The organism is Deinococcus hopiensis KR-140 (genome assembly GCF_900176165.1).
GTDB classification, from domain to species: domain Bacteria; phylum Deinococcota; class Deinococci; order Deinococcales; family Deinococcaceae; genus Deinococcus; species Deinococcus hopiensis.
Window position 1 is genome coordinate 2,549,063 of sequence record NZ_FWWU01000009.1, and the last position, 24,130, is coordinate 2,573,192.

At 67.1% G+C, this 24,130-nt stretch carries 20 protein-coding genes and 2 pseudogenes; 11 read left to right on the forward strand and 11 right to left on the reverse strand.

Features of this window, described 5'->3' with window-relative positions; all coding sequences use genetic code 11:
* The 4 genes from B9A95_RS25740 to B9A95_RS25755 are packed head-to-tail and all read right to left on the reverse strand — an operon-like array spanning position 1 to position 4,129.
* Complete coding sequence (locus tag B9A95_RS25740) at positions 1–702, reverse strand: hypothetical protein (RefSeq protein ID WP_084049858.1); 702 nt, start codon at positions 700–702, stop codon at positions 1–3.
* A 58-nt stretch (positions 703–760) separates the two neighbouring features.
* Entirely contained in the window at positions 761–3,007 is a 2,247-nt protein-coding gene (locus tag B9A95_RS25745) for a hypothetical protein (RefSeq protein WP_084049859.1), read from the reverse strand.
* Between the two features lie 7 nt (positions 3,008–3,014).
* Positions 3,015–3,431, reverse strand: a complete 417-nt coding sequence (locus B9A95_RS25750; RefSeq protein WP_084050983.1) for an ExbD/TolR family protein — start codon at positions 3,429–3,431, stop codon at positions 3,015–3,017.
* 11 nt (positions 3,432–3,442) lie between these two features.
* Positions 3,443–4,129: a MotA/TolQ/ExbB proton channel family protein gene (locus B9A95_RS25755; protein ID WP_084049860.1), complete on the reverse strand. Its 687-nt coding sequence runs from the start codon at positions 4,127–4,129 to the stop codon at positions 3,443–3,445.
* Between the two features lie 220 nt (positions 4,130–4,349).
* On the opposite strand from B9A95_RS25755, the gene sufC reads away from it, so the two are divergent.
* From sufC to B9A95_RS25785, 6 genes are all read left to right on the forward strand, one after another.
* On the forward strand, positions 4,350–5,120 hold the full coding sequence (gene sufC, locus B9A95_RS25760) for a Fe-S cluster assembly ATPase SufC (protein ID WP_084049861.1): 771 nt from the start codon (positions 4,350–4,352) through the stop codon (positions 5,118–5,120).
* Between the two features lie 376 nt (positions 5,121–5,496).
* On the forward strand, positions 5,497–6,903 hold the full coding sequence (gene sufB / locus B9A95_RS25765) for a Fe-S cluster assembly protein SufB (protein ID WP_084049862.1): 1,407 nt from the start codon (positions 5,497–5,499) through the stop codon (positions 6,901–6,903).
* A 419-nt stretch (positions 6,904–7,322) separates the two neighbouring features.
* Positions 7,323–7,688, forward strand: coding sequence for a cupin domain-containing protein (locus B9A95_RS25770; protein ID WP_084049863.1), 366 nt, complete (start codon positions 7,323–7,325; stop codon positions 7,686–7,688).
* The gene (locus tag B9A95_RS25775) at positions 7,685–8,044 is read left to right on the forward strand and encodes a VOC family protein (protein ID WP_084049864.1); all 360 of its coding nucleotides are present in this window, start codon (positions 7,685–7,687) and stop codon (positions 8,042–8,044) included. The genes B9A95_RS25770 and B9A95_RS25775 overlap by 4 nt, the downstream gene beginning before the upstream one ends.
* A 55-nt stretch (positions 8,045–8,099) precedes the next feature.
* Positions 8,100–9,458, forward strand: coding sequence for a Fe-S cluster assembly protein SufD (gene sufD / locus B9A95_RS25780; protein WP_084049865.1), 1,359 nt, complete (start codon positions 8,100–8,102; stop codon positions 9,456–9,458).
* A gap of 92 nt (positions 9,459–9,550) precedes the next feature.
* On the forward strand, positions 9,551–10,153 hold the full coding sequence (locus B9A95_RS25785; protein WP_084049866.1) for a TMEM175 family protein: 603 nt from the start codon (positions 9,551–9,553) through the stop codon (positions 10,151–10,153).
* A gap of 161 nt (positions 10,154–10,314) precedes the next feature.
* On the opposite strand, the pseudogene B9A95_RS37305 reads toward B9A95_RS25785, so the two are convergent.
* The 3 genes and pseudogenes from B9A95_RS37305 to B9A95_RS25800 all read right to left on the reverse strand — a co-directional run.
* Positions 10,315–10,440: pseudogene (locus B9A95_RS37305) on the reverse strand (HD domain-containing protein); the annotation flags it as partial.
* Positions 10,441–10,689: 249 nt separating this feature from the next.
* Positions 10,690–10,996 (reverse strand): annotated as a pseudogene (locus B9A95_RS25790) (HD domain-containing protein).
* A 223-nt stretch (positions 10,997–11,219) separates the two neighbouring features.
* Positions 11,220–11,975, reverse strand: coding sequence for a 50S ribosomal protein L25/general stress protein Ctc (locus B9A95_RS25800; protein ID WP_084049868.1), 756 nt, complete (start codon positions 11,973–11,975; stop codon positions 11,220–11,222).
* Between the two features lie 238 nt (positions 11,976–12,213).
* Here B9A95_RS25800 and efp point away from each other — a divergent pair, with 238 nt between their 5' ends.
* From efp to accC, 3 genes are all read left to right on the forward strand, one after another.
* Positions 12,214–12,771 carry an elongation factor P gene (gene efp, locus B9A95_RS25805; RefSeq protein WP_084049869.1) on the forward strand — a complete coding sequence of 186 codons (558 nt, stop codon included), beginning with the start codon at positions 12,214–12,216 and terminating at the stop codon, positions 12,769–12,771.
* Positions 12,772–12,939: 168 nt separating this feature from the next.
* Positions 12,940–13,482 (forward strand): acetyl-CoA carboxylase biotin carboxyl carrier protein, encoded by a 543-nt coding sequence (gene accB, locus B9A95_RS25810; protein ID WP_084049870.1) that lies wholly within the window; start codon positions 12,940–12,942, stop codon positions 13,480–13,482.
* Positions 13,483–13,566: 84 nt separating this feature from the next.
* Complete coding sequence (gene accC / locus B9A95_RS25815; protein WP_084049871.1) at positions 13,567–14,904, forward strand: acetyl-CoA carboxylase biotin carboxylase subunit; 1,338 nt, start codon at positions 13,567–13,569, stop codon at positions 14,902–14,904.
* 70 nt (positions 14,905–14,974) lie between these two features.
* On the opposite strand, the gene B9A95_RS25820 is transcribed toward accC, so the two are convergent.
* Both B9A95_RS25820 and B9A95_RS25825 read right to left on the reverse strand, forming a co-directional pair.
* Positions 14,975–15,193, reverse strand: coding sequence for a hypothetical protein (locus B9A95_RS25820; protein WP_084049872.1), 219 nt, complete (start codon positions 15,191–15,193; stop codon positions 14,975–14,977).
* 596 nt (positions 15,194–15,789) lie between these two features.
* Positions 15,790–16,098: a hypothetical protein gene (locus B9A95_RS25825; RefSeq protein WP_084050984.1), complete on the reverse strand. Its 309-nt coding sequence runs from the start codon at positions 16,096–16,098 to the stop codon at positions 15,790–15,792.
* Between the two features lie 95 nt (positions 16,099–16,193).
* Between B9A95_RS25825 and B9A95_RS25830 the strand changes: the two genes are divergently transcribed.
* Both B9A95_RS25830 and rnr read left to right on the forward strand, forming a co-directional pair.
* Positions 16,194–17,021, forward strand: coding sequence for an exodeoxyribonuclease III (locus B9A95_RS25830; protein WP_084049873.1), 828 nt, complete (start codon positions 16,194–16,196; stop codon positions 17,019–17,021).
* A 733-nt stretch (positions 17,022–17,754) separates the two neighbouring features.
* On the forward strand, positions 17,755–21,636 hold the full coding sequence (gene rnr / locus B9A95_RS25835) for a ribonuclease R (protein WP_245808490.1): 3,882 nt from the start codon (positions 17,755–17,757) through the stop codon (positions 21,634–21,636).
* Positions 21,637–22,156: 520 nt separating this feature from the next.
* Here rnr and B9A95_RS25840 read toward each other — a convergent pair.
* Together B9A95_RS25840 and B9A95_RS25845 are read right to left on the reverse strand one after the other, a co-directional pair.
* Positions 22,157–23,269, reverse strand: a complete 1,113-nt coding sequence (locus tag B9A95_RS25840; RefSeq protein WP_084049874.1) for an App1 family protein phosphatidate phosphatase — start codon at positions 23,267–23,269, stop codon at positions 22,157–22,159.
* Between the two features lie 57 nt (positions 23,270–23,326).
* A complete protein-coding gene (locus tag B9A95_RS25845) occupies positions 23,327–24,118 on the reverse strand; it encodes an SDR family NAD(P)-dependent oxidoreductase (protein WP_084049875.1) in 792 nt (263 codons plus the stop codon).
* Positions 24,119–24,130 lie beyond the last annotated feature (12 nt).

Sequence of the window (24,130 nt, forward strand, 5' to 3'; positions counted from 1 at the left end):
CTACTGAAAGCTGGCCAGATCCAGCGTCACGCTGTACGCGCAGTTCGTGTCGGCCTCGGTACGCAGCAGCATCTCCACCTTGTCTGAAGCGCCGATTCCAGCCTTCAGCGGCTCGAAGTAGTAGACCATCGTGCCGGTCCAGCTTCCGCCGTCCTGCTTCCAGTCGCTGACGTAGCTTTTGCGGACCGGGGCGATCATCTTGCCGTCGGGCGCCTTGAGGCGCAGCAGGTAGGCGTCCCTCGCCTTCTCGGTGGGCAGGCCCTGGGCGTTCACGTCCACGCGCAGCAGGCCGTCGGCCAACCTCTTGCCCGCCAGGTCCGCGCCCAGCGCGTCGGCGGCGCTGAGGTTTTGGAAGTTGTCGCGGGCGTCCACGGCCTGAAAGTAGAGTTGATCGGCCTGACCGCTGACGGTCACGCTGGCGGGGCGACTGCCCGCCTTGAAGTCTGTGGGAGCGGCCAGCCAGTCGGCCACACACTTGTCGCCCCCAGCGAAGGCCTTGACCACGCCCTCGCCTGCGGCGAACTTGCCGTCCTTGACCGACAGGTCCAGGCTCTGATAGGTGGGCACGGGGTCACGGCGGCCATACGCGCCGTCAATCACGTTCTTGGCGGTGGTGTCTTCGAGCTTGGGCACCCAGGCGAGGGCGGGGGCAGAGAGCAGAACGGTCAGGGCCAGCAGGGACATGGGACGGAGCTTCGGCATGGTTAGACCTCAAATACCAGGGTGGAGTGACGGGAGGCTGACGGGAGCTGAGGGTCGGTTACTTGAGATACACGGCGCGGCAGGCTTTCCCGGCGGCGCGGAACTCGGCGGCCGCTGACGGGGAAAGCACGGCGTCGGTAAAGACGTTGGAACTCGGGGCCATGCGGTTGGGCTGAATCTTCAGCGCCTTGACGCGGGTGACGTTCTTGAACCCGCCGATCTCGGCCTCGGACGTGATGTAGGTGTGGAGGCTGCCCTCGATCACGAGCTGGCTCGCCACCCCCTTGATCAGCGCGGCGTCGGGCCAGAGCTGGTTGCCCGACTCGTCGTAGATCAGGCTGGTCATGTCGCGCTGAAAGTTGCCCAGGCCGCGCACGTCCACCACGACGGTGCAGTTGAAGGCGCGGGACTCGTTGCCGGCTGCGTCTCCCCCACCCCCGCCCCCGGCGCCGGCGCCGGCCGCCTCGCCCGCACCTGCGCCGCCTGCCGCTCCGGCTCCATTGCCGTTGCCCCCGGGACGGCCTCCGGCGGGCGCGTCACCCGCCGAATTGCCTCCGCCGGCGGGTGCGCCACTGCCGTTCGCGCCGCCCCTGCCTCCTGTGGCGGGGCCGGGATCGGGGGTGGTGCCCGCCCCGCTGCCCTGGCCGCCCGCAGACTCGCGGGGCGCAGTGGGGGCCGCTGGCGTCGCGCCGCCGCTGCCCGGCGTGCCCCGTGAGGGGGTTTCCGTCTGGGTCCCGGGGCTGGCGTCGCCCGGCGCCGCGCCATTGCGCGCTGTGGGACTGGCCGTGCCCTCCCCCGTTCCGGCAGGCGTGCCGGGGTTTGGGGCGGGCCGCGCCGTGTCCGCCTCGGGAGCGGCGGACGTCCCCTGCCCGGCTGCGCCGCGCGCCGGGTTGGCGGTGGGTGTGGGATTGGGCGTGGCCGCGCTGGGCGCCGGAGTGCGAACAGGTGCCGTGTCCGGCGAGGTGGTGGCCGCTGGAGCCGGCGTTCGTGTGGCTGTGGGCGCAGGCGCTTCGCTGGCGGACGTGGGCGCCGGCGTGGCGCTGCGCGAAGGCGTGGGCGCGTCCGGCGCGGTGGCCTGGGGCGTGCGGCTGACCTCCCCGGCCCGTCCGGCCACCGCCTCGGCTGAGCCCGGCGCCAGCGTGCCGCGGGGCGAGAGGGGCGCTTCGGGCGCGCTGCCCTGGGGCGAGCGCTGGGGCAGGGCAGGAATACGCGCCGCCGTCATCCCGGAGGCCGCCGATGCGGCGGGAGCCGCGCCCCGTGCCGGTGCAGGTTCCTCAGCCGCTGTGGCGGCTCCACGCGCCGGTGCAGGTTCCTCGGCCGCTGTGGCGGCTCCACGCGCCGGGGCCGCCGCCTCGGCCGAACTCGCAGGCGCGGCGTCCTCGCGGCGGGGGAGGGCGGTCACGGGTTCGGGATCTGGGGCCGGAGCCGCTGGAGCCGCCGCCACCGGATCGGCGGGCGTGTCGTTCACCTCGGCGGGTTCGGGGTCCGGGCGGCCTGTTCCAGCGGTGGCGGCGGCCTCCGCGGGCTGGTCTGGAGCCGGTTCTGCGGGGCGGGCCGACTCGGGCGAGGCGGTGGGCCCGGGGGTCTGGGGTGTGGGCGCCGCCATTTCGGGCGTCTGGGCGGTTGGCGTAGACGTCGGGGCGGACGGAAACGGAGCCGCGCCTTGCGGTGTGGCCGAGTCCACCTTGACCTGCGTGGACGTTTGCGGCAAGGGCCGAATGGGCGGCGCGTCCTGCACCGAGGCGGCGGGTGTGGCCCGCGGCTTGGGCGCGGCTGTGGGCGGCGTGATGGGATCGGGCTGAGGTTGTTCCGAAGGCTTCTGTTCCGGCGCCGGAGGCTTCACCTGCACGGACGCAACCTTAACGGGCGACACCCTGGGAGGTTGCAGGGGCGCAACCTTGACAGGAGTGGGTGGAGTCGGAACCGTTTTGACGGGCAGCGTAACCGCGGCCGTCTTCACCGGCGTGGGCTTGACGGTGGATTTGGGCGGGGTGACCGGCTTGGCGGGCGTGGGCCGGGCGGCCTCGCTCCGGCGCGCCTCAGGAGACCTCGGCGTCTGTGCCCGGACCGGAGGCGTCAGGGGCGCGGTGGGCGTCGCGTCCGGCGGAGGCGCGAGCGTGACCACTTCCAGTGGAACACGGCGGGGGTCTGGCGGGGCCGTCAGCGCCGGGGAACGCGTATCGGGCCGCAGGGCAAGCAAGCCCAGCAGCAGCGCCGCGTGCAGGCCTACCGTCATGCCCACCGCGCGCAGCCGGTCCCGCCCCTCGGGACTCAGAGTTGGGCGGGGAGGGCGAAGTGTGGTCATACCGCCCTCACCGTCCGCCCTTTGACGCTGTGCGGGTGCCCAGCGCCAGTCGCTGGCCACCCGCCTTCTTGACCACGTCCATCACGCGCACCACGGTGCCGTAGTTGCCGCGCTCGTCGGCGCGCAGGCCCACCACCCCGTCCGAAGTTTTGAGCAGGGGTCCCAGTTGCCCGCCCAGTTTGGTCAGCGTCGTCTCTTTGCCATTTAAAAACACCTTTCCGGCCCGGTCCACGCTCACGATGGGCAGGGCGGGCGTTTCCTGCACGGTGGTGCTGGCGCGCGGCAGGTCCAGCGGCAGGGCGTTTTGCCGCGCGCCCAGACTGCTCGTGAGGAAAAAGAAGATCAGCAGCAGCAGCACGATGTCCACCATGGGCGCGAAGTCGAAGGTCACGCCCTCGCCGCTCTCACGCAACCTACGCCGCAGCGGACCGCTGCTCACTGGGCGGCCCCGGCGGGCACCGCGTCGAAGGAGAGGGCCACTTCGGGCACTGGCCGCACGGCACGAACCTGGCGGGGAGCGAGCCACGCGGGCACCTCCTCCCGCACCCGCTCAGCCTGCACGGCGATCCGGTCTGCGCGGGCGCGCAGGGCGTTCCGGGCCACGTAGGCGATGATCGCCACAATCAGCCCCGCCGCCGTGTTGACCAGCGCCTCACTGATGCCGGTGGCAAGCTGCGAGGGCGTGGGCGCGGTGGTGTGGGAAAAGACCAGAAACGAGCGCACCATACCGATCACCGTGCCCAGCAGTCCCAGCAGGGGCGCGATCTGCGCGCAGGTGCCCAACGCCGAGAGGCCCGCGTACAGCCGGGCGTCTTCCGCCAGCACCGCCGCGTTCATGGCGGCCTGCGCCGCGTCCACCCCCCGGTCTGCCCGGTGCAGGCCCGCGCGCAGCACGTTGGCGGCGGGGCTGGGATCGGCGGCGCGGTCCAACTCCACCACGGCGGCACCGGGACCGCTCTCGGCCGTCACTGCCCGCGTTCGCTCGATCAGTGCCGACGGGTCGCGTCCCAGCCGGGCGAGGGCCTGCGCGCGTACAGCAGCGGTGTAGACGACGTACACGGACAGGGCGAGCAGCACCCACAGCAGGGGTCCGGCGGCGCGAATCAGATCGAGGATGCTCATCGCCCTGAGGGGTAGCACGCCTGCAGGTGGCAAGCGTGAAAAATCTGCATTCGGCCCTCATCCGGCCGTCCCTGGCCTATGCAAGTCCTGCTCCTGGCGGGCACCTCAATCCACACCAAATCACTCGACTTTGCCCCTCGGTGGCGGGTAGAATGGCGTTGTAAGTAGGAATCATTCTCAAGAAGGATTCCCCGCACAGGACCCCCGCCAAAGGAGCCCCATGACCGACCAGCCCCCCCAACTCGAAATCCGCAACCTCCACGCTTCCGTGGGCAACCAGCCCATCCTGAAGGGCATCAACCTCGTCGTGCCGCGCGGCGAACTGCACGCCATCATGGGACCGAACGGCAACGGCAAGAGCACGCTCGCCAAGGTGATCGTGGGTGACCCCGAGTACACCGTGACCGAGGGCGAGGTGCTCGTGGACGGCCAGAACATCCTGGAAATGGAACCCGACGAGCGCGCGCGCCTGGGTGTGTTCCTCGCCTTCCAGTACCCCGTCGAGATTCCCGGCGTCACCATTGCCAACTTCCTGCGCCTCGCCATGCAGGCGCGCAAGGCCGAGGGCGAGGAAGTGGGCTTTGCCGAGTTTTACGGCAAGCTCACGGGTGCCCTTAAGACCTTGGAATGGGACGAGAGCATCGTCGAGCGCTACCTCAACGAGGGCTTTTCAGGCGGCGAGAAGAAGCGCAACGAAATCCTCCAGATGCTGATGTTGGATCCCAGCTACATCATCATGGACGAGACGGATTCCGGCCTCGACGTGGACGCCCTCAAGATCGTTGCCAAGGGCGTAAACAGCCTGCGGGGCCCCAAGCTCGGCGGCCTGATCATCACCCACTACCAGCGCCTGCTGAACTACATCGTGCCGGACCGCGTTCACATCATCGTGGGCGGGCGCGTGGTGCAGAGCGGCGGCCCCGAGCTGGCCCAGCGCCTGGATACCGAAGGGTACGACTGGGTGCGTGAGCTGGCAGTCGCGGGGGCCTGAGGCAGATGCGGCGTCTTCCGCTTCTCAGCGTAGCCGCCGCAGGACTTCTCATCCGGGTACGCGGACTTTGGCCTTATTCCTCACCCTGGCCAAGGCGTGGGTGAGCGGAGCACACCGAACTGTTTGACCTGCAGTTTCAACTCTGCCCACCAGCAGTCGTGCCTCCTCGTCAAGCGCGCCGAAGAACCGGTATGGCCTGGGTTCCCCTCAGCGGAACGGAACTGAGGGACCTGCCGCCCGAGTCAGGATTTCGGTATCGCCCCACTGTTACCGAAAGGTGTATGGCACCTGCAACAACTGACAAGCGCAAGCAAATTCTCGAAAAGACGCTCGACACCATTGTCGCCGTCCCTGGTCAACCTTAGAGGAGTACCCCATGACCATCAATCCCGAAGCCGGTGAAATCAACACCACCTACGAGTACGGCTGGAGCAACCCCGAGCGCTACGCCGTCAAGGCTCCCAAGGGCCTGAGCCGTGAAGTCGTCGAGATGATCTCAAAAGCCAAGGACGAGCCCCAGTGGATGCTCGACTTCCGCCTCAAGGCCCTCGATATCTTCTACGCCAAGCCCATGCCCGAGTGGGGCGCGGACCTGAGCGGCCTCAACCTCGACGAGATCTACTACTACATCAAACCCGAGGGCTTCAACGCCCGCTCGTGGGACGACGTGCCCGACGACGTGAAGCAGACCTTCGAGCGTCTGGGCATCCCTGAAGCCGAGCGTGCCGCGCTGGCGGGTGTGGGCGCGCAGTACGAGTCCGAGATGGTGTACCACAACCTCAAGGAGGAATGGGAAAAGCTGGGCGTGGTCTTTCTGTCCATCGAGGACGGCCTGAAGCAGTACCCGGATCTCTTCCGCGAATACTTTGCCACCGTCGTGCCGCCCGAGGACAACAAGTTCGCCGCTGTGAACAGCGCGGTGTGGTCCGGTGGCTCCTTCGTGTACGTGCCCAAGGGCGTGAAGGTGGACATTCCCCTTCAGACTTATTTCCGCATCAACGCGGAGAGCAGCGGGCAGTTTGAGCGCACCCTGATTATCGTGGACGAGGGCGCGCAGGCCCACTACATCGAGGGCTGCACGGCCCCCACCTATGCCAGCGACTCCTTCCACTCCGGCGTGATCGAGATCATTGTCAAGGAAGGCGCGCGCTTCCGCTACTCCACCATCCAGAACTGGAGCCACAACGTCTACAACCTCGTGACGCAGCGCGCCGCCGTGTATAGCAACGGCGTGATGGAGTGGGTGGACGGCAATCTGGGCAGCAAGGTCACCATGAAGTACCCCGCCTGCTACCTGCTGGAGGAAGGCGCGCGTGGTGAAGTGCTGTCCATTGCAATGGCCGGACGCGGGCAGCACCAGGACGCCGGGGCGAAGATCGTCCACTTTGCGCCGCACACCAGCGGCACCATCGTCTCCAAGTCCATCTCCAAGGACTCTGGGCGCAGCAGCTACCGTGGCCTCGTCAAGATCTACGAGGGCGCGCGGGGCAGCAAGACAAACGTGGAGTGCGACGCCCTGCTGCTCGACGAGGAAGCCCGCACCGACACCTACCCCTACATCGAGGTCGAGGAGAAAGACGCTTCCGTGGGTCACGAGGCCACCGTCTCCAAGATCAACGACGAGCAGATCCTGTACCTCCAGAGCCGCGGCCTGAGCGAGGACGAGGCGGCGGGGCTGATCGTGCGGGGCTTTATCGAGCCGATTGCCAAGGAGCTGCCGCTGGAGTACGCGGTGGAGCTGAACCGCCTGATCGAACTGGAGATGGAAGGCAGCGTCGGCTAAGTGCGCTTGAGGCACGTGGGGAGGATGATCGCCATTATTCTCGCGTTTCCGGTGGTGGCCGGAGCCGCAGTCTACGGGCGGGCCTTCAATCCCCAGGTGCTTCACGGTCTGGCTTACAGGTTCAGCCACAGAGTCTTTGCGGTGCAGGAGATCGGTCAAGCCTATCCGAGCCGTGAGGTGGCGGTCCGGAGCAAGAGTGGTGAGCCCGCGCGGGGCAACGCCAGAGACGGCGGCACGGAACTGTCTTCGCGCCTTCGCTCTCCGCTCTGTTCACGGCGGACGGGCGACCACCTGCCGGGTCTTCCCGAATTCGCAGGCTTGCGAAGGGTTCGGGGTGGGCGACGCCTCCAGGAAGTTGGCGCGCGCCGTTCCGCCTCCGTCCGGTCGAGCGGAAGACGCGGAAGTCACGGTCAATTCAGATGTGGCTTGCCGAGGACGGGAACGTTCACGACCTCTACCCTCACTGCCCCCACTCCACATGGAGCGACATTCGCGAGGGCTGGCGTCTGGCATCCGCCCCTACCCTCAGCGTCATTCAGGAGCGGATGCCGCCTGGCACGGCCGAAATGCGGCACAGAGATGGGCGGGTGCGGCAGTTTTTCTACGTGCTCAGCGGCACCCTGACGCTGGAGGTGGTGGGTACCACCCGCCACCTGGTCCTGCGGCAGGGGCTGGAAATCGCGCCGGGACAGGGGCATCAGGCGCGCAACGGGGGCGGGGATGACGCCGCGTTTCTGGTGATCAGCGGCGGCATCTCGCGCGAGGACCGGGAGGAAACCGTATGAAGCTCAACCACATCAACCTCGGCGTGACAGACGTACCTGCCACCGTCGCCCTCTTTCAGGACCACTTCGGACTTCGCCCGGCAGGCGAGGGAATGCCGATGAATGACCGAATGGCCTTCTTGCGCGACGACGCGGGATCACTCATCTCGGTCTTCCACGCGAAGGACGTGGCCTATCCCAAGGTCTTTCATATCGGCTTTTTGCAAGACACGCCAGAACAGGTACGCGCCGTGCACCGTCAATTGACAGCGGCGGGTTTCACCGTACCGGAACCCCACGAGAACAATGGTCGGTTGACCTTTTACTTCAACACGCCGGGGGGGTTTGTCCTGGAAGTCGAGTCGTTTTTCGGCTGAACTTCCCCCCTCACTTCCACTCAACATCTTCGCCGACGGGCAAGCAGGAGACCCCATGACCCAACCCTTTACCCAAGACCTCATCTCGCAGACTGGAGGCCCCGATTGGCTGACCAGCAAGCGCCGCGAATCGCTGGAGCTGTTCAACACGCTCGACGTGCCCAACGAGGGCGTCGAAGCCTGGAAGTACACCCGCGTGGAGGTGGACTTCTCCGAGCTTCGCCCCCACCCCAAGCGCGAACGCGTGACGGACACGGCGCAGTTGCCGGAAAGCGTGCAACAGCGGCTGAGGGGCACCGATGTAGGCGCCTTCCTCGTGCTGGACGGCCCAGACGTGGTATACGCCACCGAACTTCCCGCCGAGCTGATCCAAAAGGGCGTGATCTTCACGGACCTCAAGACGGCGGTGGAGCAGCACGCGGACAAGGTGCAGCAGTACCTCTACTCGGTGGTTCCGGCGGAAGTGCCCGACGACACCACCATCGCCGCGCCCGGTACCACCCCCAGCAAGTCTCCAGACCCCAGCGAGGGCAAGTTCAGCGCCCTGGCAGCGGCCCTGTGGACCAACGGGGCCTTCGTGTATGTGCCGCGCGGCGTGGAGGTCGAGCTGCCCCTGGGCTCTTTCCGCGTGATGAGCGAGGCCGGAACGTACACTGCCACCCGGACGCTGGTGGTGGCTGAGGAAAACGCGCAAGTCACGTTTATCGACGAGCAAGACAGCGAAGACCTGCCGGGCACCTACGCCATCGGCGCGGTGGAACTGGTGGTCAAGTCGGGCGCGCGACTGCGTTACGTGTCCATCCAAAACTGGGGCAAGGGCGTGACGCACATCCAGCGCCAGCGCGGCGACGTGGACCGAGACGCCACGCTCAACAGCCTCGTGGTGACCATGGGGGGCACGCTGAGCCGCACCGAGATGCAGAGCTACCTGCGCGGCCAGGGCAGCGACAGTGAAATGCTCGCGCTGTACTTCGCCAACGAGGACCAGCACTTCGATCACTACACGCTGCAGCATCACGCGGCCGCGCACGCGCACTCAGACCTGCTGTACAAGGGCGTGAATGCCGACCAGTCGGTGGGCGTCTTTTCCGGGATGATCAAGGTGGACCTGGGCGCGCAGAAGACGGACGCCTACCAGAAGCACCGCACACTGATGCTGTCCAGCGAAGCGCAAAACTTCTCTGTGCCTCAGCTGGAAATCAACGCCAACGACGTGCGCTGCTCGCACGGCTCCACGACGGGTCCCGTGAATCAGGAAGCCCTGTTCTTCCTGCGCTCGCGCGGCATCTCCAGGGAACTGGCAGAGAAGATGCTGGTCACGGCCTTTTTGGAAGACGTGTTGAGCCGTCTGCCACTTCAGAGCGTGGTGAAGTACATCGAGGGGATTATTGCCGAGAAGGTGGGGGCAGCGTAAGGCGGGCGAATGGCCTTGAGGAATCCGCGGTCAGCTTCCGGGAAAGGGGGCTGGCCGCTCCTCTATGCTGCTGACACGGGGGGCGGCAGAAGATGACGAAATCGAGGCTGGAAGCGTTTTCGGATGGCGTGCTCGCGATCATCATCACGATCATGGTGCTGGAGTTGCGCGTGCCGGAGGGGCATGAGTGGCGGAGCCTGCTGGAGTTATGGCCCAAGCTGCTGGGCTACCTGATCAGCTTCGTGTATGTGGGCATCTACTGGAACAACCACCACCACCTGATGCACACCGTGCGGGTGGTGCGGGGCGGCATACTGTGGGCCAACTTGCACCTGCTGTTCTGGCTGTCCCTGTTTCCGTTCGTCACAGCGTGGGTGGGCGAGAGCCACTTCGCGCCCGTGCCCATGACCTGTTACGGGGGAGTGGCGCTGATGGCGGCGCTGGCGTATACAGTTCTGGTACGGACCATTATCAGCGCGCATCCCGACAACCATCTGCTCGCCGACGCCATCGGTTCCGATGCCAAGGGCAACCTCTCGATGATCGCCTACCTGATTTCCATCGTGGCTCCCTTCTTCGGGCCGGCCGGCGTCACCCTCTCGGGCCTGATGCTCCTGCTGGTGGCGCTGGTGTGGCTCGTTCCCGACCGCCGCATCGAACGCGTGCTGGCGCGGGATAACGCGGGACGCGACTGAGACTACGGCTTCCGGCCGCCTCGTTTACAAGCCGGGAAAGCGCCGATTTGCCACCCTGATGCCCAGACCCCGCCTCCCCCACCGTCCGCTGCGCCAGGGCCCAGAGGGGCGCAAAGGCCCCGAGTCGGGGTTCCTCCGGCTTCAGCCGTTCGGCCGTCTGTTCAGGATGCCGCGCATCCCAGAGTGCTCGGACCCCAGGTCAGCAGCATGGATTGCAGGGCGTCCAGCCCCCGGGTGAAGCGGGCTTCGGGCGTCTGCCCCGCCCCAAACTCTTCCCAGAGCGCCTGAAACCACTTGCCCGGAGCCGGGACAGCAAACCGAAGAGCGCCTGGGCCGCCTGCCTTTCGTTCCCGGCCTGGTGCGCGGGTCGGGCACCGGACGCCTCGAAGGACAGATCGCCCGCATAGATTTCCTCAACGAACAGGAAAGACGTCTGGACGGAACGTGAGGGGGCGGCAGAAGACCGGCAGGCCGCTCCAACGCCGCCCCCTCACGTTCCGTCCAGCAGGCGAACAGCGTAAAGAAGGCGGGAACCGTCAGCGCCGGTCACCACCGCTCCAGGCCAGCAGGGCCGGGGCGAGCGCGTCCAGCCCACGGGCAAACCGCGCTTCCGGGGTCTGCCCCGCCCTGAATTCGTTCCAGAGCGGATAGAAGGCGTCCGCCTGCCCGCCCGGCAGAAGCCCGAACAGCCGCCGCTTGCTCCTTACGGGTCTGCTCGTCCCGCAACGTTTCGTCTGACCCGGTGGAGGCGTCGCCCGCACCAATCTCGCCGAGAGCGTGAACCAGCAGTCGGACCACGCGCTCCACATTCGTGCCTGGAGGCGCGTACTCCGCCAACGCCATCAGCGCGGGGTGCGAGGAGTGCCCAGCGCTATTTTCGTCACGGCTGCTTCGTCACGGCTGCCGTCGTGGGGCGGTCCTGGCAGGTCATCCCCTTGAGCTGCCCACAGGTGAGCAGAAAGGAGACCTGATCGTCCAGGTGAGGCATGGAGCAGGGTAACGGACGAAATGGGAGAGGGCCGGAAGCCCCTGACGGGAACCCCGGCCCTTCTGACGTGCCTGGAGCTTACTGCCCGCTGCTCTGGCTGGTCCCCTCGCTGGGACCCGCGCTGTCGCCAGTGCTCACGTTGTCGGTGGGCTCGCTGGTGTTCTCGGCGCCCTCGACGGCCTTGACCTCGTCCAGGCTGGCCTCGCCTTCCAGCACGGCAGCGGCGGCTTCCTCGGACAGTTCGCCCGCAGCCACCAGACCGGCCACCTGAGCGGCCTGCTGCTCGGCTTCGGCCTCCTCGGCGGTCAGGCGGGGCTGCAGGACCGAGATGATGACCTGATCCGCGTCGCCCGCGAGCTTGACGCCCTCAGGCAGCTTGATTTGTCCAGCGGTCACGTGGTCACCGATGTTCAGGCGGGTCACGTCCACGGTGACCTCCTGAGGGATACGGCGAGGACCGGGGGCGATGACGTTCAGATTGTGCACCACGGTATCCACCAGACCGCCCATCACTTCGCCCTGGGCCTTGCCGGTGGTGTGGACGGGCACGCTGACCTCAACGGGCTCACCGTAGGTCACCATGTAGAAGTCGACGTGGATGGGCGCGCGGCGGCGCTTGTCCATCTGCACGGTCTTGACCAGCGCCGGGAAGGTCTCGCCGCCCTCGAGTGTGATGTCGAACAGGCCCGTCGTACCCTGCTGACGGAACGCGCGGTCAAACGTCTTGCGGTCCAGCGCAAACGACACGTTCTGGCCCTTGTGGTAGGCGACGGCGGGGATCAAACCTTCGGCCAGCTTTTCCTGGCTCTTGCGGGGGGTGGCTCTCAGTTCCATGTGGGTGTTTCCTCCGGTGGGGCGCTCGGCCTGTCCTGCGCTCGCCGTCTTCGCCCGGGGGGCAAAAGCGGGGGCGGCGGCCAAGCAACCCTGGCAGTGTAGCAAACCTGGCGCGTGATGTGGGTTCCGTCCCCGGCGCGGCCTCTGCTAGAATCGTGCCTGTTGCCCTGCGGCCCCCCCCCTGCTCTTTCGGTGGGGGCGAGTGCCCCCGGCGAAACACGAATCAAGGAGAACAGACATGATCAGCGTGACTGAACTGCGCAACGGCACGAAGGTGGAAATGGACGGCGGCCTGTGGGAGTGCCTGGAGTACTCCCACCTCAAGATGGGCCGCGGCGGGGCGAAGGTGGTCACCAAGTTCCGCAACATGGAAAGCGGAAGCATCGTGGACCGCACCTTCAACAGCGGCGAGAAGCTGCAGGACATCTACGTCGAGGGCAAGAAGATGCAGTACCTCTACAAGGACGGCGACGACTACATGTTCATGGACATGGACACCTACGACCAGGTGAGCCTGCCCCCCACCCTCGTGGGCGACGCGTCCAAGTTCATGAAGGAGAACACCGAAGTGGAAGTGTCGATGTACGGCGACAAGGCGCTGAGCATTACCCTCCCCAACCAGGTGATCCTCAAGATCGTGCAGACGGACCCCGGCGTACGCGGCGACACCGTCTCCGGCGGCACCAAGCCCGCCACCCTGGAGACCGGCGCGGTGGTGCAGGTGCCCCTGTTCGTGGAGCAGGACACCAACGTCAAGGTGGACACCCGCACAGGCCAGTACCTCAGCCGCGCGTAAAGCCCTGCTGCAAAACGAGCGCCGCTTCCCTTCAAAAGGGAGCGGCGCTTACCTTTGCTGCTAGACTCGGTTCAGCCTAACGGGCGTTAGGCAGCGAGTAACGCCCCCTCTGCGCCGCTTCGCGTCATGATGGGCGGGCAACAATTCCAGACTGAAACAGGAGGGGCCATGAACCCAGACGATCTCAAGAAAATTCTCGACGCTTTGAGTGCCGCGGATGTGCGCGAATTCAGCCTGCAGACCGGCAGCTTTGCCCTGGACCTCAAACGCGGACCGCAGGCGTTTGCGGGCCCGGCTCCGGTGGCCGCGCCCCACACTCCCACGGTGATGTCCGCCGCGGCAAGCTTCCAGCCACCGGCTCCCAGCTCCGCCGCGCCTGCGCCCGAGGCCCCCACCGCGCCCGCGACCCCTGTGCTCAGCGAAGCGGCCACCCCCTCGGCACCGGCGGCGGCTCCCGCTGCTCCAGCCAAGAGCGCGGGCACGCCCGTCAAGGCCCCCATCGTGGGCACCTTCTACACGGCGAGCAGCCCCGACGCCGCTCCTTACGTCAAGGTGGGCGATACAGTCAGCGCCGGACAGGTCCTGTGCATCATCGAGGCCATGAAGCTGATGAACGAAATCGAGGCCGAAGTCAGTGGCACCGTGCGCGAGATTCTGGTGAAGAATGCCGAGCCGGTGGAGTACGGGCAGACGCTGTTCATCATTGAGTAAGTCGCCAGCGTCCAGTCACCAGTCGCCGCAAGTCACGTCTGACCCTGGCGACTGGCGACTGGCGGCGCCTTGCCGGAGGCACCCATGTTCAAGAAAATCCTGATCGCCAACCGTGGCGAGATCGCCCTGCGCGTCATACGAACCGCGCGGGAAATGGGCGTGAAGACGGTGGTGGTGTATTCCACCGCCGACGAGAAGAGCCTGCCCGTGCTGCTCGCCGACGAGTCGGTGTGCGTGGGGCCGCCCGCCTCGAACGCCTCGTACCTCAACATTCCCAACATTCTGTCGGCGGCGCTGATGACGGGCGCGGAAGCCATTCACCCAGGCTACGGCTTCATGGCCGAGAACCCGGACTTCGCGGAGATGTGCCGCGAGCATGGCATCGTGTTTATCGGACCGACGCCCGAATCCATGCGGGCGCTGGGCAGCAAGGCGGGCGGGCGCGACATCGCCGCACAGAGCAGTGTGCCCGTGGTGCCCGGAACGGGCGTGCTGGAAGACGTGGCCGCCGCGCTGCTGGCCGCCAAGCAGATTGGCTACCCGGTGCTGCTCAAGGCGTCGGCAGGCGGCGGCGGGCGCGGGCAGAAGGTGGTGCGGACGCAGGAGGAACTGAAGGCCGCCTTCGGGCAGGCGCAGGAGGAGGCGCGGCTGTACTTCGGAGATCCCGCCATCATCATGGAGAAGTTCCTGGAAGAGTTCCGGCACGTCGAGGTGCAGGTGATGGGCGACGGACAGGGGCACGTGATCCACATCGGCGAGCGCGACTGCTCCATCCAGCGCCGGAACCAGAAGCTGATCGAGGAAGCGCCCTCCACGTTGCCCGACACCCTGCGCCAGGAGATCCTCTCGGCGGGTGTGCGCCTCGCGCAGCACGTGAATTACGCGGGCGCGGGCACGCTCGAGTTCATCGTGGACCGGGACGGCAACTACTACTTCATGGAGATGAACACCCGTATCCAGGTGGAACACTGCGTCTCCGAGGAAATCTCTGGCCTGGATTTCGTGAAGCTGCAACTCCAGATCGCGGCGGGCGAGGGCCTGCACCTCCGGCAGGAAGACGTGAAGTTGCGCGGCCACGCCATCGAGTGCCGCATCAACGCCGAAGACCCCGACAAAGACTTCCGCCCGGCGGCGGGCAAGATGGACGACGTGCATTTCGCGGGTGGCCCCGGCGTGCGGGTGGACAGCCACGCCTATAGCGGCTACGTGATTCCGCCTCACTACGACAGCCTTATTGGCAAGCTGATCGTGCATCACGACTCGCGCGAGGAAGCGATCCGCCGCATGAAGCGGGCGCTGGAAGAGACCGTTATCCAGGGGCCAAAAACCACCATTCCGCTGTACATCAAGATCATGGACAACCCCTTCTACAAACGGGGGGCCGTAATGACCAACTTCCTGAAGACCCGGATGGAGATGTAGGGTTCGGGTTCAGGACAGCGAAGCAGGGACGTGGCGTAAAAACCACGTCCCTTCATTTGCCGATCTTGTTTCAGCCGTTGAGGAGGTTCTTGCCCGCCTTCTCGCGGTCCTCGACGATCTTGCCGAGGATGAAGAAGGTGGGGGGCCAGAAGCCGACAAACAAGCCGTTGCGCTCCTGGGATTCCTGCGCCTGACCGTCTTCGGTCTTGCCCGCGACGAAGTTACCGGCGGACAGCACGATGGAGGCGAAGCCGAGGATGTACAGGACGTTGGAAATCTTGACGTTCATGAAGCACCTGCCCTTCAAAAAAGGATGAAGACTTGGGACGAGGGGCAAGTGGAAGGTGGACTCCCGCCCACCGGCCTTACCCCGGAACCGACACAGGCCAACTCTGTCCCGCCCCCCCTGCTTCAAACGTGAGTTTTGCCGCCTTATGAAGGTTGAGTGGACGCTTGACAACGGGAAGATAAGTCACCCTTTCAGAGAAAGGCTCCTGAACGAATCTACGCCTGAGAAGGCCCACCCAGACGTTAAAGGTGGACCAAGCTGAGAGACGTGACCCTGCCTGCGGAATGCACTGCTTCTACCCGCCAAACTCACCCTGCTCAATGTGGGCGCGGGCGGCAGACGGCCGCTGACCGAAGGTCGGAGGCGGGGATGGAGCCGGGACCGGGCTTGCCGCGCAGGGCGAGACCCTTCCCATCCCCGATGCCCCGCTCAACGTGGTCCTGCTGCGCGCCGCAGCCCACCTGGCCGAGCAGCAACAGGGTTGCACGAAGACTGACCGTCTGGCCTGGACCGCCGCTTCCCCATTCACCCGGGCCAACGCGGCGCGCACGCCCTCGCCGCTCGCTACGGGAGGAGTGGCGGCCGAAGGCGGCCGCTTATTTGTCGAACTTGTCGTACCCCGCCGCACTCCGGCGCTGGGCTCCGCGCGCGTAGTCGAGCTGCATCTCCACCGTCTCGTGCTTGCCCTCAGTAAAGGTGTTGTCGTGAATCCAGTAGTTCAGGCGGTCGGGGCCGAGCTGGACCCAGAGCTTGTGTTCGTCTTCGGGGTCACGCCAGAACACCACCCGCTCAAAGCCGTTGCGGGTGGCCCAGGTCTGCACGTCGTCCAGCACGCGCGCAGCCTTGGGGTGCGTCATCTGGTACTCGGTGCCGTCTTTTTCGTTGCGGAAAGCGATGTCGGCCATGATGAGAGCAGCGTAACGGAACGGGCAGCCGCGCATCACTGACGGGACCTGAGCCTTTCTTAAAGCTCGCCTTTAGGAGAGGGCAGCGGCGCGTTATGCTCCCGCCTGTGCCTGACCTCACCTCCCCCACCCGCACCCTCAGGGTCACGACGCTGAACCTCAATGGGCTCCGCAGTGCGCTGCGAAAGGGACTGGAGAACTGGCTGGAGCGGCACCGGCCCGACGTGCTGCTGCTTCAGGAAATTCGCGCCGGTCCGATGCCTGAGGCCCTGGCCGGACTGGGCTACGCGGGCGCGTGGTTCCCGGCGAAGAAACCCGGATACAGCGGTGTGGCGGTGCTGAGCCTGCATCCCCTGGAGGACGTGCGGGTGGGTATGGACCACGCCGAGATGGACGACGAGGGGCGCATTCTCAGCGCCGTGGTGGACGGTGTGCGCTTCGCCAGCGTGTACCTGCCCAGTGGCAGCAACGCCGCTGGGCGGCAGGATTTCAAGAACCGCGTGCTGGGCGACTACCAGGCGTGGGTGACGGGCACGTTGGCCGGTGGAATGCCCCTGGTGATCGGCGGAGACTACAACATCGCCCACCAGGAGGTGGATCTGAAAAACTGGCGGGCCAACCAGAGAAACAGCGGTTTTCTGCCGCACGAGCGGGCGTGGATGACCGCACACTTGGAGGCGGGCCTCACCGACACCCACCGCGCCTGGTTAGGCGAGCGGTCCGAGTACACCTGGTGGAGCAACCGGGGCAACGCCTACCAGGGCGATGTGGGCTGGCGGCTGGATTACCTGCTCGCGGCGGGCGTCTCCATGCGGGAGCTGTGGGTGGACCGGGAAGCGCGGCTGAGTGACCACGCGCCCCTGACGGGAACGGTGGACCTGGGCAGATTGTTCGAGGAAGAGGAGCGGCCGCAAGGCTTTTAATGGCCGCTGGGAACACTTCTTTTCGTTCACTCCCCCTCGACGCTTGAGGTGCGGTGGAAAACAGGCCGCCGGAACGCGGTCGTTTTCTCGTTTTCTCCCTCCTTCGGAGGACGCAGGACTCGGCCGGTTGCAGAGGGTTGGCGACCCGTAGAAGAGGCAGTAGAGGGAAATGGCGGACGGAGGCTGCCCCCGACTGAAACGAGGAAAACGCTGCTTTGCCTCCAACACCCTCCTCGGTGACGTACCAACAGCGTTCAAGAGCGAGGAACTGAAAACCTCTTCGGGGACCATCGGAAACGGAAAGGACGATTCTCCCAGTCGCCAGCCCCCAGTCGCCAGTCTCTATGCCCCAGTTCCCGTGCGCCGCACCGCACGTCGGGCCATGGTGTGGAAGAGCCGTAGAGGCAGGCGTTCACCACCCCCAACTGTCTTGAATCCTTTCCCGAGAAAACCGGCACAACTTCAGCGAAAAAGCATTGGCCGTTTCTTCGCCTACGCGGGGCGCACTTCGGCGCGGCGGAGGGCGGTGTGATAGACTGACCTCGCTGCCGGGTCCAGGACAGCGCCCCCACACCGCGCCAGAGTGACAGCGGGCCGGGCGCGGCCCGAGACAAGCGAAACCCCCCTCCCCGTGGGTGAGACGCGCGGTCACGAACATGCGCCTGTAGGCGAGGTGTGTGGCCCGCCGCGTCCTATACGAGAACATCCCACGGGCCGTCCTGACAGGTGAGGAATGCCCAGAGCGAAAAAAGAGCGTGTGGCCGCTGAGGAACAGCAGCAACAGCCGGTGAACACGCCCTCAGCAGAAGCGAAAAAAACCGCAGTGCGGCGTGGACGTAAGGCCGAAACAGCGGCCCCCACGCCGGTTGCGGAGCCGATAGACACCCCGGCCAGCCCGGCCCCTACGCGGGGACGCCCCCGCAAAACCCAGAAGACCCAAATCCCGGCCCCACAGGTGGCAGAGGCCACGCCGGAACCCCAACCTGCCGCGCCCGAAGCCAAGCCCCGCCGTGGGCGCAAGCCGAAGGCGGAGCAAGTCCCGTCCGCGGCCGAAGTGCAGGAGGCCGCCGTACCCGTCGCCCCGACAGACGTCCCCGCCGAGGCCGCCCCTGCCGAACCTCCCCGCGCCCGCCGTGGACGCAAGCCGAGAGCGGAAGTTCCCGTTGCCATGACGGAAGCCGTGCGGGAAGAAGCGCCGCAGGAAGCTGAAGGTCCCGCGCCCGCTCCGCTGCAGACGGCGGTGGAACCTGACGCGGCGGCTGCCCCCGAAAAACCTCGCCGGGGCCGCAAGCCCCGCGCCGCCGCTTCCACGGAAGCGGTGCCCGAACCCGGGGTGCTGCCCACCGAGACGCGAGCGGCGGAATCCGTGCTGCTCGAAGTGCCCAAGCGCCGGGGCCGCAAGCCCAAGTCGGCGGTGCAAGCCGTTCAGGAAACCGCTCCAGAATCCAATGGTGACCCGGAGGCCCAAGTCCCTCTCGGCGCCATGTTGGGCGGCGTGGAAGCCGTGGAAGCGTCCGTTCCGTCCGATGCCAGCCCTGAACCTGCTGCGCAGGTCGGCGCGGCCCCGACCGTCACCGCCACCATGCGCGGGGACACGCCGGACCCCGCTGTGGACCTGCCCCTGGGCGAGACGGAAACGGCGGCGGTGACCCCCGATGCGGGCGGCCGCCGCAACCGCAAGCCGAGGCGCGAGCCACAGGCCACGGCAACGGGCGACGAGGACTCCTCCACCGGGCCCGCGAGCGGCGAAGCGGAAGGCGAGGAGGCGGCCCGGCAGCTCGTGACCGCGCAGCTTCGCAAGCTGGGCCGCCCCATCCATGTGCGGGATCTGGAACGCACCTTTACCCGGCAGATGCTCGACCGCCTGGGCAACTGGCGCGATCTGGAGTCGTTGTTGGACGAACTGACCCGTACGGGTGAGGTCATTCGCACCCGGCGGCGTACCTACGGCCTGCCCGAAGCGATGAGCCTGGTGCGCGGACGCTTCCAGGCGTCGGCGGCGGGCTTCGGCTTCGTGGTGCCCGACAGCGGCGGCGAGGACTTCTACGTCGCGCCCGAGCACACGATGGAAGCCTGGAACGGCGACACGGTGCTGGTGCGGATGGAAGGCCGGGGCGATGGCGGACGCGATGGGCGCAACAACGGCCCGCGTCGGGGTCAACGTGGCGACGGCAGCCCGCGCGCCAGTGTGGCCCGCATCGTGCAGCGGGCGTACAAGCAACTTGTAGGTTCCCTGGAACTCAGCAAGGGGCATCCCATCCTGCGCGCCGACGACCCGCGTGCCCGGCACCGCATCCTGCTGTTGCCTGACGGCCTGGAAGGGCTGCCAAGCGGTGCGCGCGTGGTGGCCGAGCTGTTCTGGCCCGAGCAGACGGGCGAGGACGAGGTGTTCGGCCAGGTCCGGCGCGTGCTGGGCGAGCAGGACGATCCCGAGACGGAGACCGAAGCCGTGATCGTCAAGTACGGTCTGCGCGGCGAGTTTCCCGTGGATGTGCTGGACCAGGCAAACGCCATTCCCGCCCAGATTCCCGACGAAGCCCTCGTCGGACGGCTGGACCTGCGCGACTTCAACATCTTCACGGTGGATGGACGCGACGCGAAGGACTTCGACGACGCCATCCACATCCAGCCCACGCCCGAGGGCACCTTTGTGGTGGGCGTTCATATCGCAGACGTGAGCCACTACGTGCGCGAGGGCACGCCGCTGGACGACGAGGCGTATGCCCGCGCCACCAGCGTCTACCTGCCGGGCCGCGTGCTGCCCATGCTGCCCGAGCACCTCTCCAACGGCGTGTGCAGCCTCGTGCCGAACGAGGACCGCCTGACCATGACGGCGATGGTGGAGCTCTCTGCCGAGGGCGAGATCCTGAACGTGCAGCTCGCGCCCAGCGTGATCCGCTCCAAGGCGCGGCTGACCTACGACGAGGTGCAGGCGTACTCCGAGGCCACGGCGACGCTGCCCGACCATGCTCGGCACCTCGAAGGGGACCTGCACCTGCTGCTCAAGATCACGACCAAATTGCGGCAAAAGCGGCTGCGTGAGGGCTCGCTCGACTTCAAGCTGCGCGAGGTGAAGGTGGACGTGGGCCCCGACGGGCGCATGGAACTGATCCCCATCCGTGAGGAAACGGCGCGCGGCATGATCGAGGACCTGATGCTGCTGGCGAACAAGGTGGTGGCGCACGAGCTCTTGCAGCGCGATATCCCCGCCCTGTTCCGCATCCACGAGGAACCCACCCTCCAGCGTTTTCAGGAGGTCACGGGAGCCATCGGGCGGCTGGGCCTGTCCTTCCCGGGCAACGAGCCGACGCCGCAGGCGTACCAGGCGGTCCTCAAGCAGGTGCGCGGCACTCCGCGTGAGGGCGTGGTCAACACGCTGCTGCTGCGCTCCATGCAGCAGGCCAAGTACGCGGGCGAGAACCTGGGGCACTTCGGCCTCGCGTTCGACGAGTACCTGCACTTCACCTCGCCCATCCGCCGCTACCCGGACCTGCTGGTCCACCGGGTGCTGCGCGGGATGCTGTCGGGCGAGCTGCGTTCCGGGGGCCGCGCGGTCAACGAGCTGCGCGGCAAGCTGCCGGGGATGGGCGACCATACCTCGGACCGCGAGCGCGCGGCTGCCGAGGCCGAGCGGGACCTGACGAAGTACTACCAGGCCAAGTGGGCGCAGGAACACCTGGGCGAGACCTTTACCGGCAACGTGTCGGGCGTGGTGTCCAGCGGGCTGTTTGTGATGCTCGACAACGGGGTGGAGGGCAAGCTGCACATCTCAAACCTCGACGACGACTACTACATCTACCTCGAAGACGCGCAGATGCTGCGGGGCCGCTCGGGTGGGCGGACCTTCCGGCTGGGCGACACCCTGACCGTCACCATCAGTCAGGTCAATCCCCTGGCGCGCCTGATCGACTTTACCCAGGAGGACACCGATATGGACGACGCACCCACCCGGCCCCGGGCCCGGCGGCGTGAGGACCGCGAGGCCGAGAAACGCGAGCGCCTGAGCACCATCACGCCCACCGCACCCCGCAAGTTCACGCTGGACGAGCCGCAACCTGCCGTCCAGAGCACCACGCCGCGGGGGCAGAGCGGCCAGGGCCAGGGACGCGGCGTGCGTACCCAGCAGGGACGTGACGGTGGCGGACGCGATGGCGGAAGCCGGGACAGCGGGTTCCAGGGCGGACGCGGCCCTGTACGCCCTCAGAACGGTGGGCAGCGGCCCCGTCGCGTGATTACGCTGGAGCGTCCCCGCAATGAGCACCTGCGCCCGGTGAACATCACCGTGCAGCGCATGTACTTCGGGGACTGGACCGTGGAGAACATGCCGCCCGATGACGGCCAGGGCGAGGGCGGACGTCCGCCACGCTCGTTTGACCGGGGCTTTGACCGCAGCGGCGGAGGACGCAGCCCAGGTCAGCGCTACTCGCGCGGCGGGAGCGACCGGGGAGCCGTGCGTGATCTGAACGGCCGCCCGGACGGTGGCCGCTCCGAGCGCAGCGAACCCCCCCGGCAAGACCCTGTTCCTCAGGACGGCGGTGCAGCGGGCAACGACGCGGATGCCAAGCGCCGCCGCCGCCGCCGGGGCCGCCGCAGCGGGAACGGGCCGCAGGGCTAAAGCAAGGAGGAGCGGGACGGGCCGGGGATAAATCCCCGGCCCGTCCCGCTCCTGCCGTAGGCCAACCCGAACCCCTTTCGCACAACTCCCTGCTTGTCTCCCCCGTACAGTTGCCCACCGTTGCAATCCGGAGGAGGACGCCAACCATGACAAGCAGGGCTTTCTTAAACCCTGACCGCCGGTGCTGGCCCCCGCGCTTTTCCTGCACTCCCAGTTCATCCTGGGGGCACACGGCGACCATGAACTGGGTGGGCTGCCCTTCTGCCCCCTCCTTCCCCTGTATGCGGGGTTCCCTTCACCCTCGGAACCCCGGTCATTCAGAGGGCACCTGGTCCTGCGCCGAGGCAAACGCTGGAATGGTGAAAGTCCGCGGATCGCTTCGCGGGCGGCCTTCCCCAGCTCTTGGCGCAGTTGTCAACGTGCGGACTTCCTTTTGACTGGGCCCGGCGAGCGAAGCCAAATGCGCATGGGGGAGAACCGCGCCGTGAGGGGTGCCCTTGGCACCATCCAGACAACTGCGCTAGGGCTTCGTGCGCCGCGTTACGCTGGCGGCCACGCTCCGCAGCTCCCCGGGCCGGATCAGGCCCAGGGCCATCGCGTGGGTCGCGGCGTTCAGGGTGTCGGCAGCGAGCACGAGGTCCACCCCGGCCTGGCGGACCTCCTCGCGCAACTTCCGCACGCCCTCATCCCGGCCCGTTTCCGTCACGTCACGGATGTACACGCCAAGCACACGGCCTGGGTGACGGCGCACCACCTCGGCGTAGATCTCGGGGTCCTGCTCGCCGCTGTCCCCGATCAGGACGAAGTTGAGCTCTGGAAAGCGGGAAAAGAGGCGCTCAATGACCTCGTGCTTGTGGCCGCCATGACCGCGCAACAACTCCACGCCCCAGTTGCGGAGGAAGAGCGGGCCGGGCGGAATGCGTCGGTAGTCCAGAAACTGCCACAGCAGGTCGAAGAAGTTCCACGGACTGCTGGACACGTAAAAGATCGGGTTGCGCGTCTCCTCTCCCCCGCGCAGATCGCGGGTCAGGGCGCGGTACAGGGCGCTGACGCCGGGAAAGGGCAGGCGGGTACGCGCATTGCCCGTCAGGCTGGTGAGCAGCATGCGCGGCACGCTCGTCACGTCCGAGCGGATTACCGTGTCGTCGAGGTCACTGATCACGCCGAAGCGGGCTTTCCCGATCACCTGCACGTCGGCGCGGGTGCGGCCCGGACGGCCCCCGATGCTCAGCCGCGCCTCGTGCCAGCCCTCCGAGAAAGGCCCGCCCTCCCCCGGCTCGAAGACGAGGGTGAAATAGCCGTCCGCGTCGCTTACGCCGCTGGCCGTGGCCTCACCCAGCGTGCCGGTCACCTGCACGCCGCCCACCTCGCGCGAGAGCAGGCGGCGCAGGATGTTGCGGAAGTTGTGCCAGTGCGGGTCCGCCGTGCGGGCGGGGGCCAGCGCGCGGGGCAGCAGCACCCGCCCCGTCAGCTCGACGAACACGGGCGTACCCCAGCCCACGTAGGGCTGCAAAATCAGCTTGCCGCGTGCGCGCCGGGGCTGGACGTAGCCCGAAAAGGCCCTGTCCAGCCCGGAGAGTGCCCGTTCCAGGGCCGGCTGGACCGCCTTCAACGCCGTCTTGAGGACGCTCATTTCACGGGCCAGTGTACGGGGCCCCCAGCAGGGTCGCCCGCAGTCTGAAGGGAAGCCTCAGGCTTCCCCGCGCGCACCCCGTAGCTCGTGCGCGTACCGCCGCCGCAACAGGGGCTGCACCAGCCGGTCCCCGAAGCCGGGAAACGCGGCGTCGAGCCACACGAGCAGATGGTAGGCGCGCGGCACGATGACTTCGCGGCGTGGACGCTCCAGCACGTTCCCCACCGCCTGCGCCACGACTTCCGGCCCCGGCATGGGCAGACGGGCGGCGCGCGTCATCTCGCTGCGGACAAAGCCCGGTGAGACGAGCGTGACGTGGATGCCCGTGCCCAGCAGCTCGCGCCGCAAGGCCTGTGAAAAACCGCGCAGGCCGAACTTGCTCGCCGAATACAGCCCATTGAAGGGCACCCGGCCCGCCACCGAACCGATATTGACGATGTGGCCCGAGCCCCTGGCACGCATTTCGGGCAGCACCAGCCGCGTGAGTTCGATGGGCGATTCCAGGTTCACGCGCAGCACCCGCAGCGGATCAGAATCGTCCCACCACCAGCCGCGCTCAACGGTGACGCCCGCGTTGTTGACGAGCACGTCCACCCGCCCGAAGTGCTTGCGGGCGGCCTCGACCAGCGCGCGGCGGGAAGCGTCGTCGGTGACGTCCGTGGGTACGGCCAGCACGCGCGAGCCGGAAGGATCGAGTTCGCGGGCGAGCCGGTTCAGTTCGTCCGCCCGCCGCGCCGCGAGAACGAGGCGGTAGCCCTGCCGGGCAAGCTCATGTGCGATGGCCCGCCCGATGCCGCTGGACGCGCCGGTAAGGACCATGACGCGGGAGGTGGGAGGGGATGCGGTCATGCAGCTCAGCGT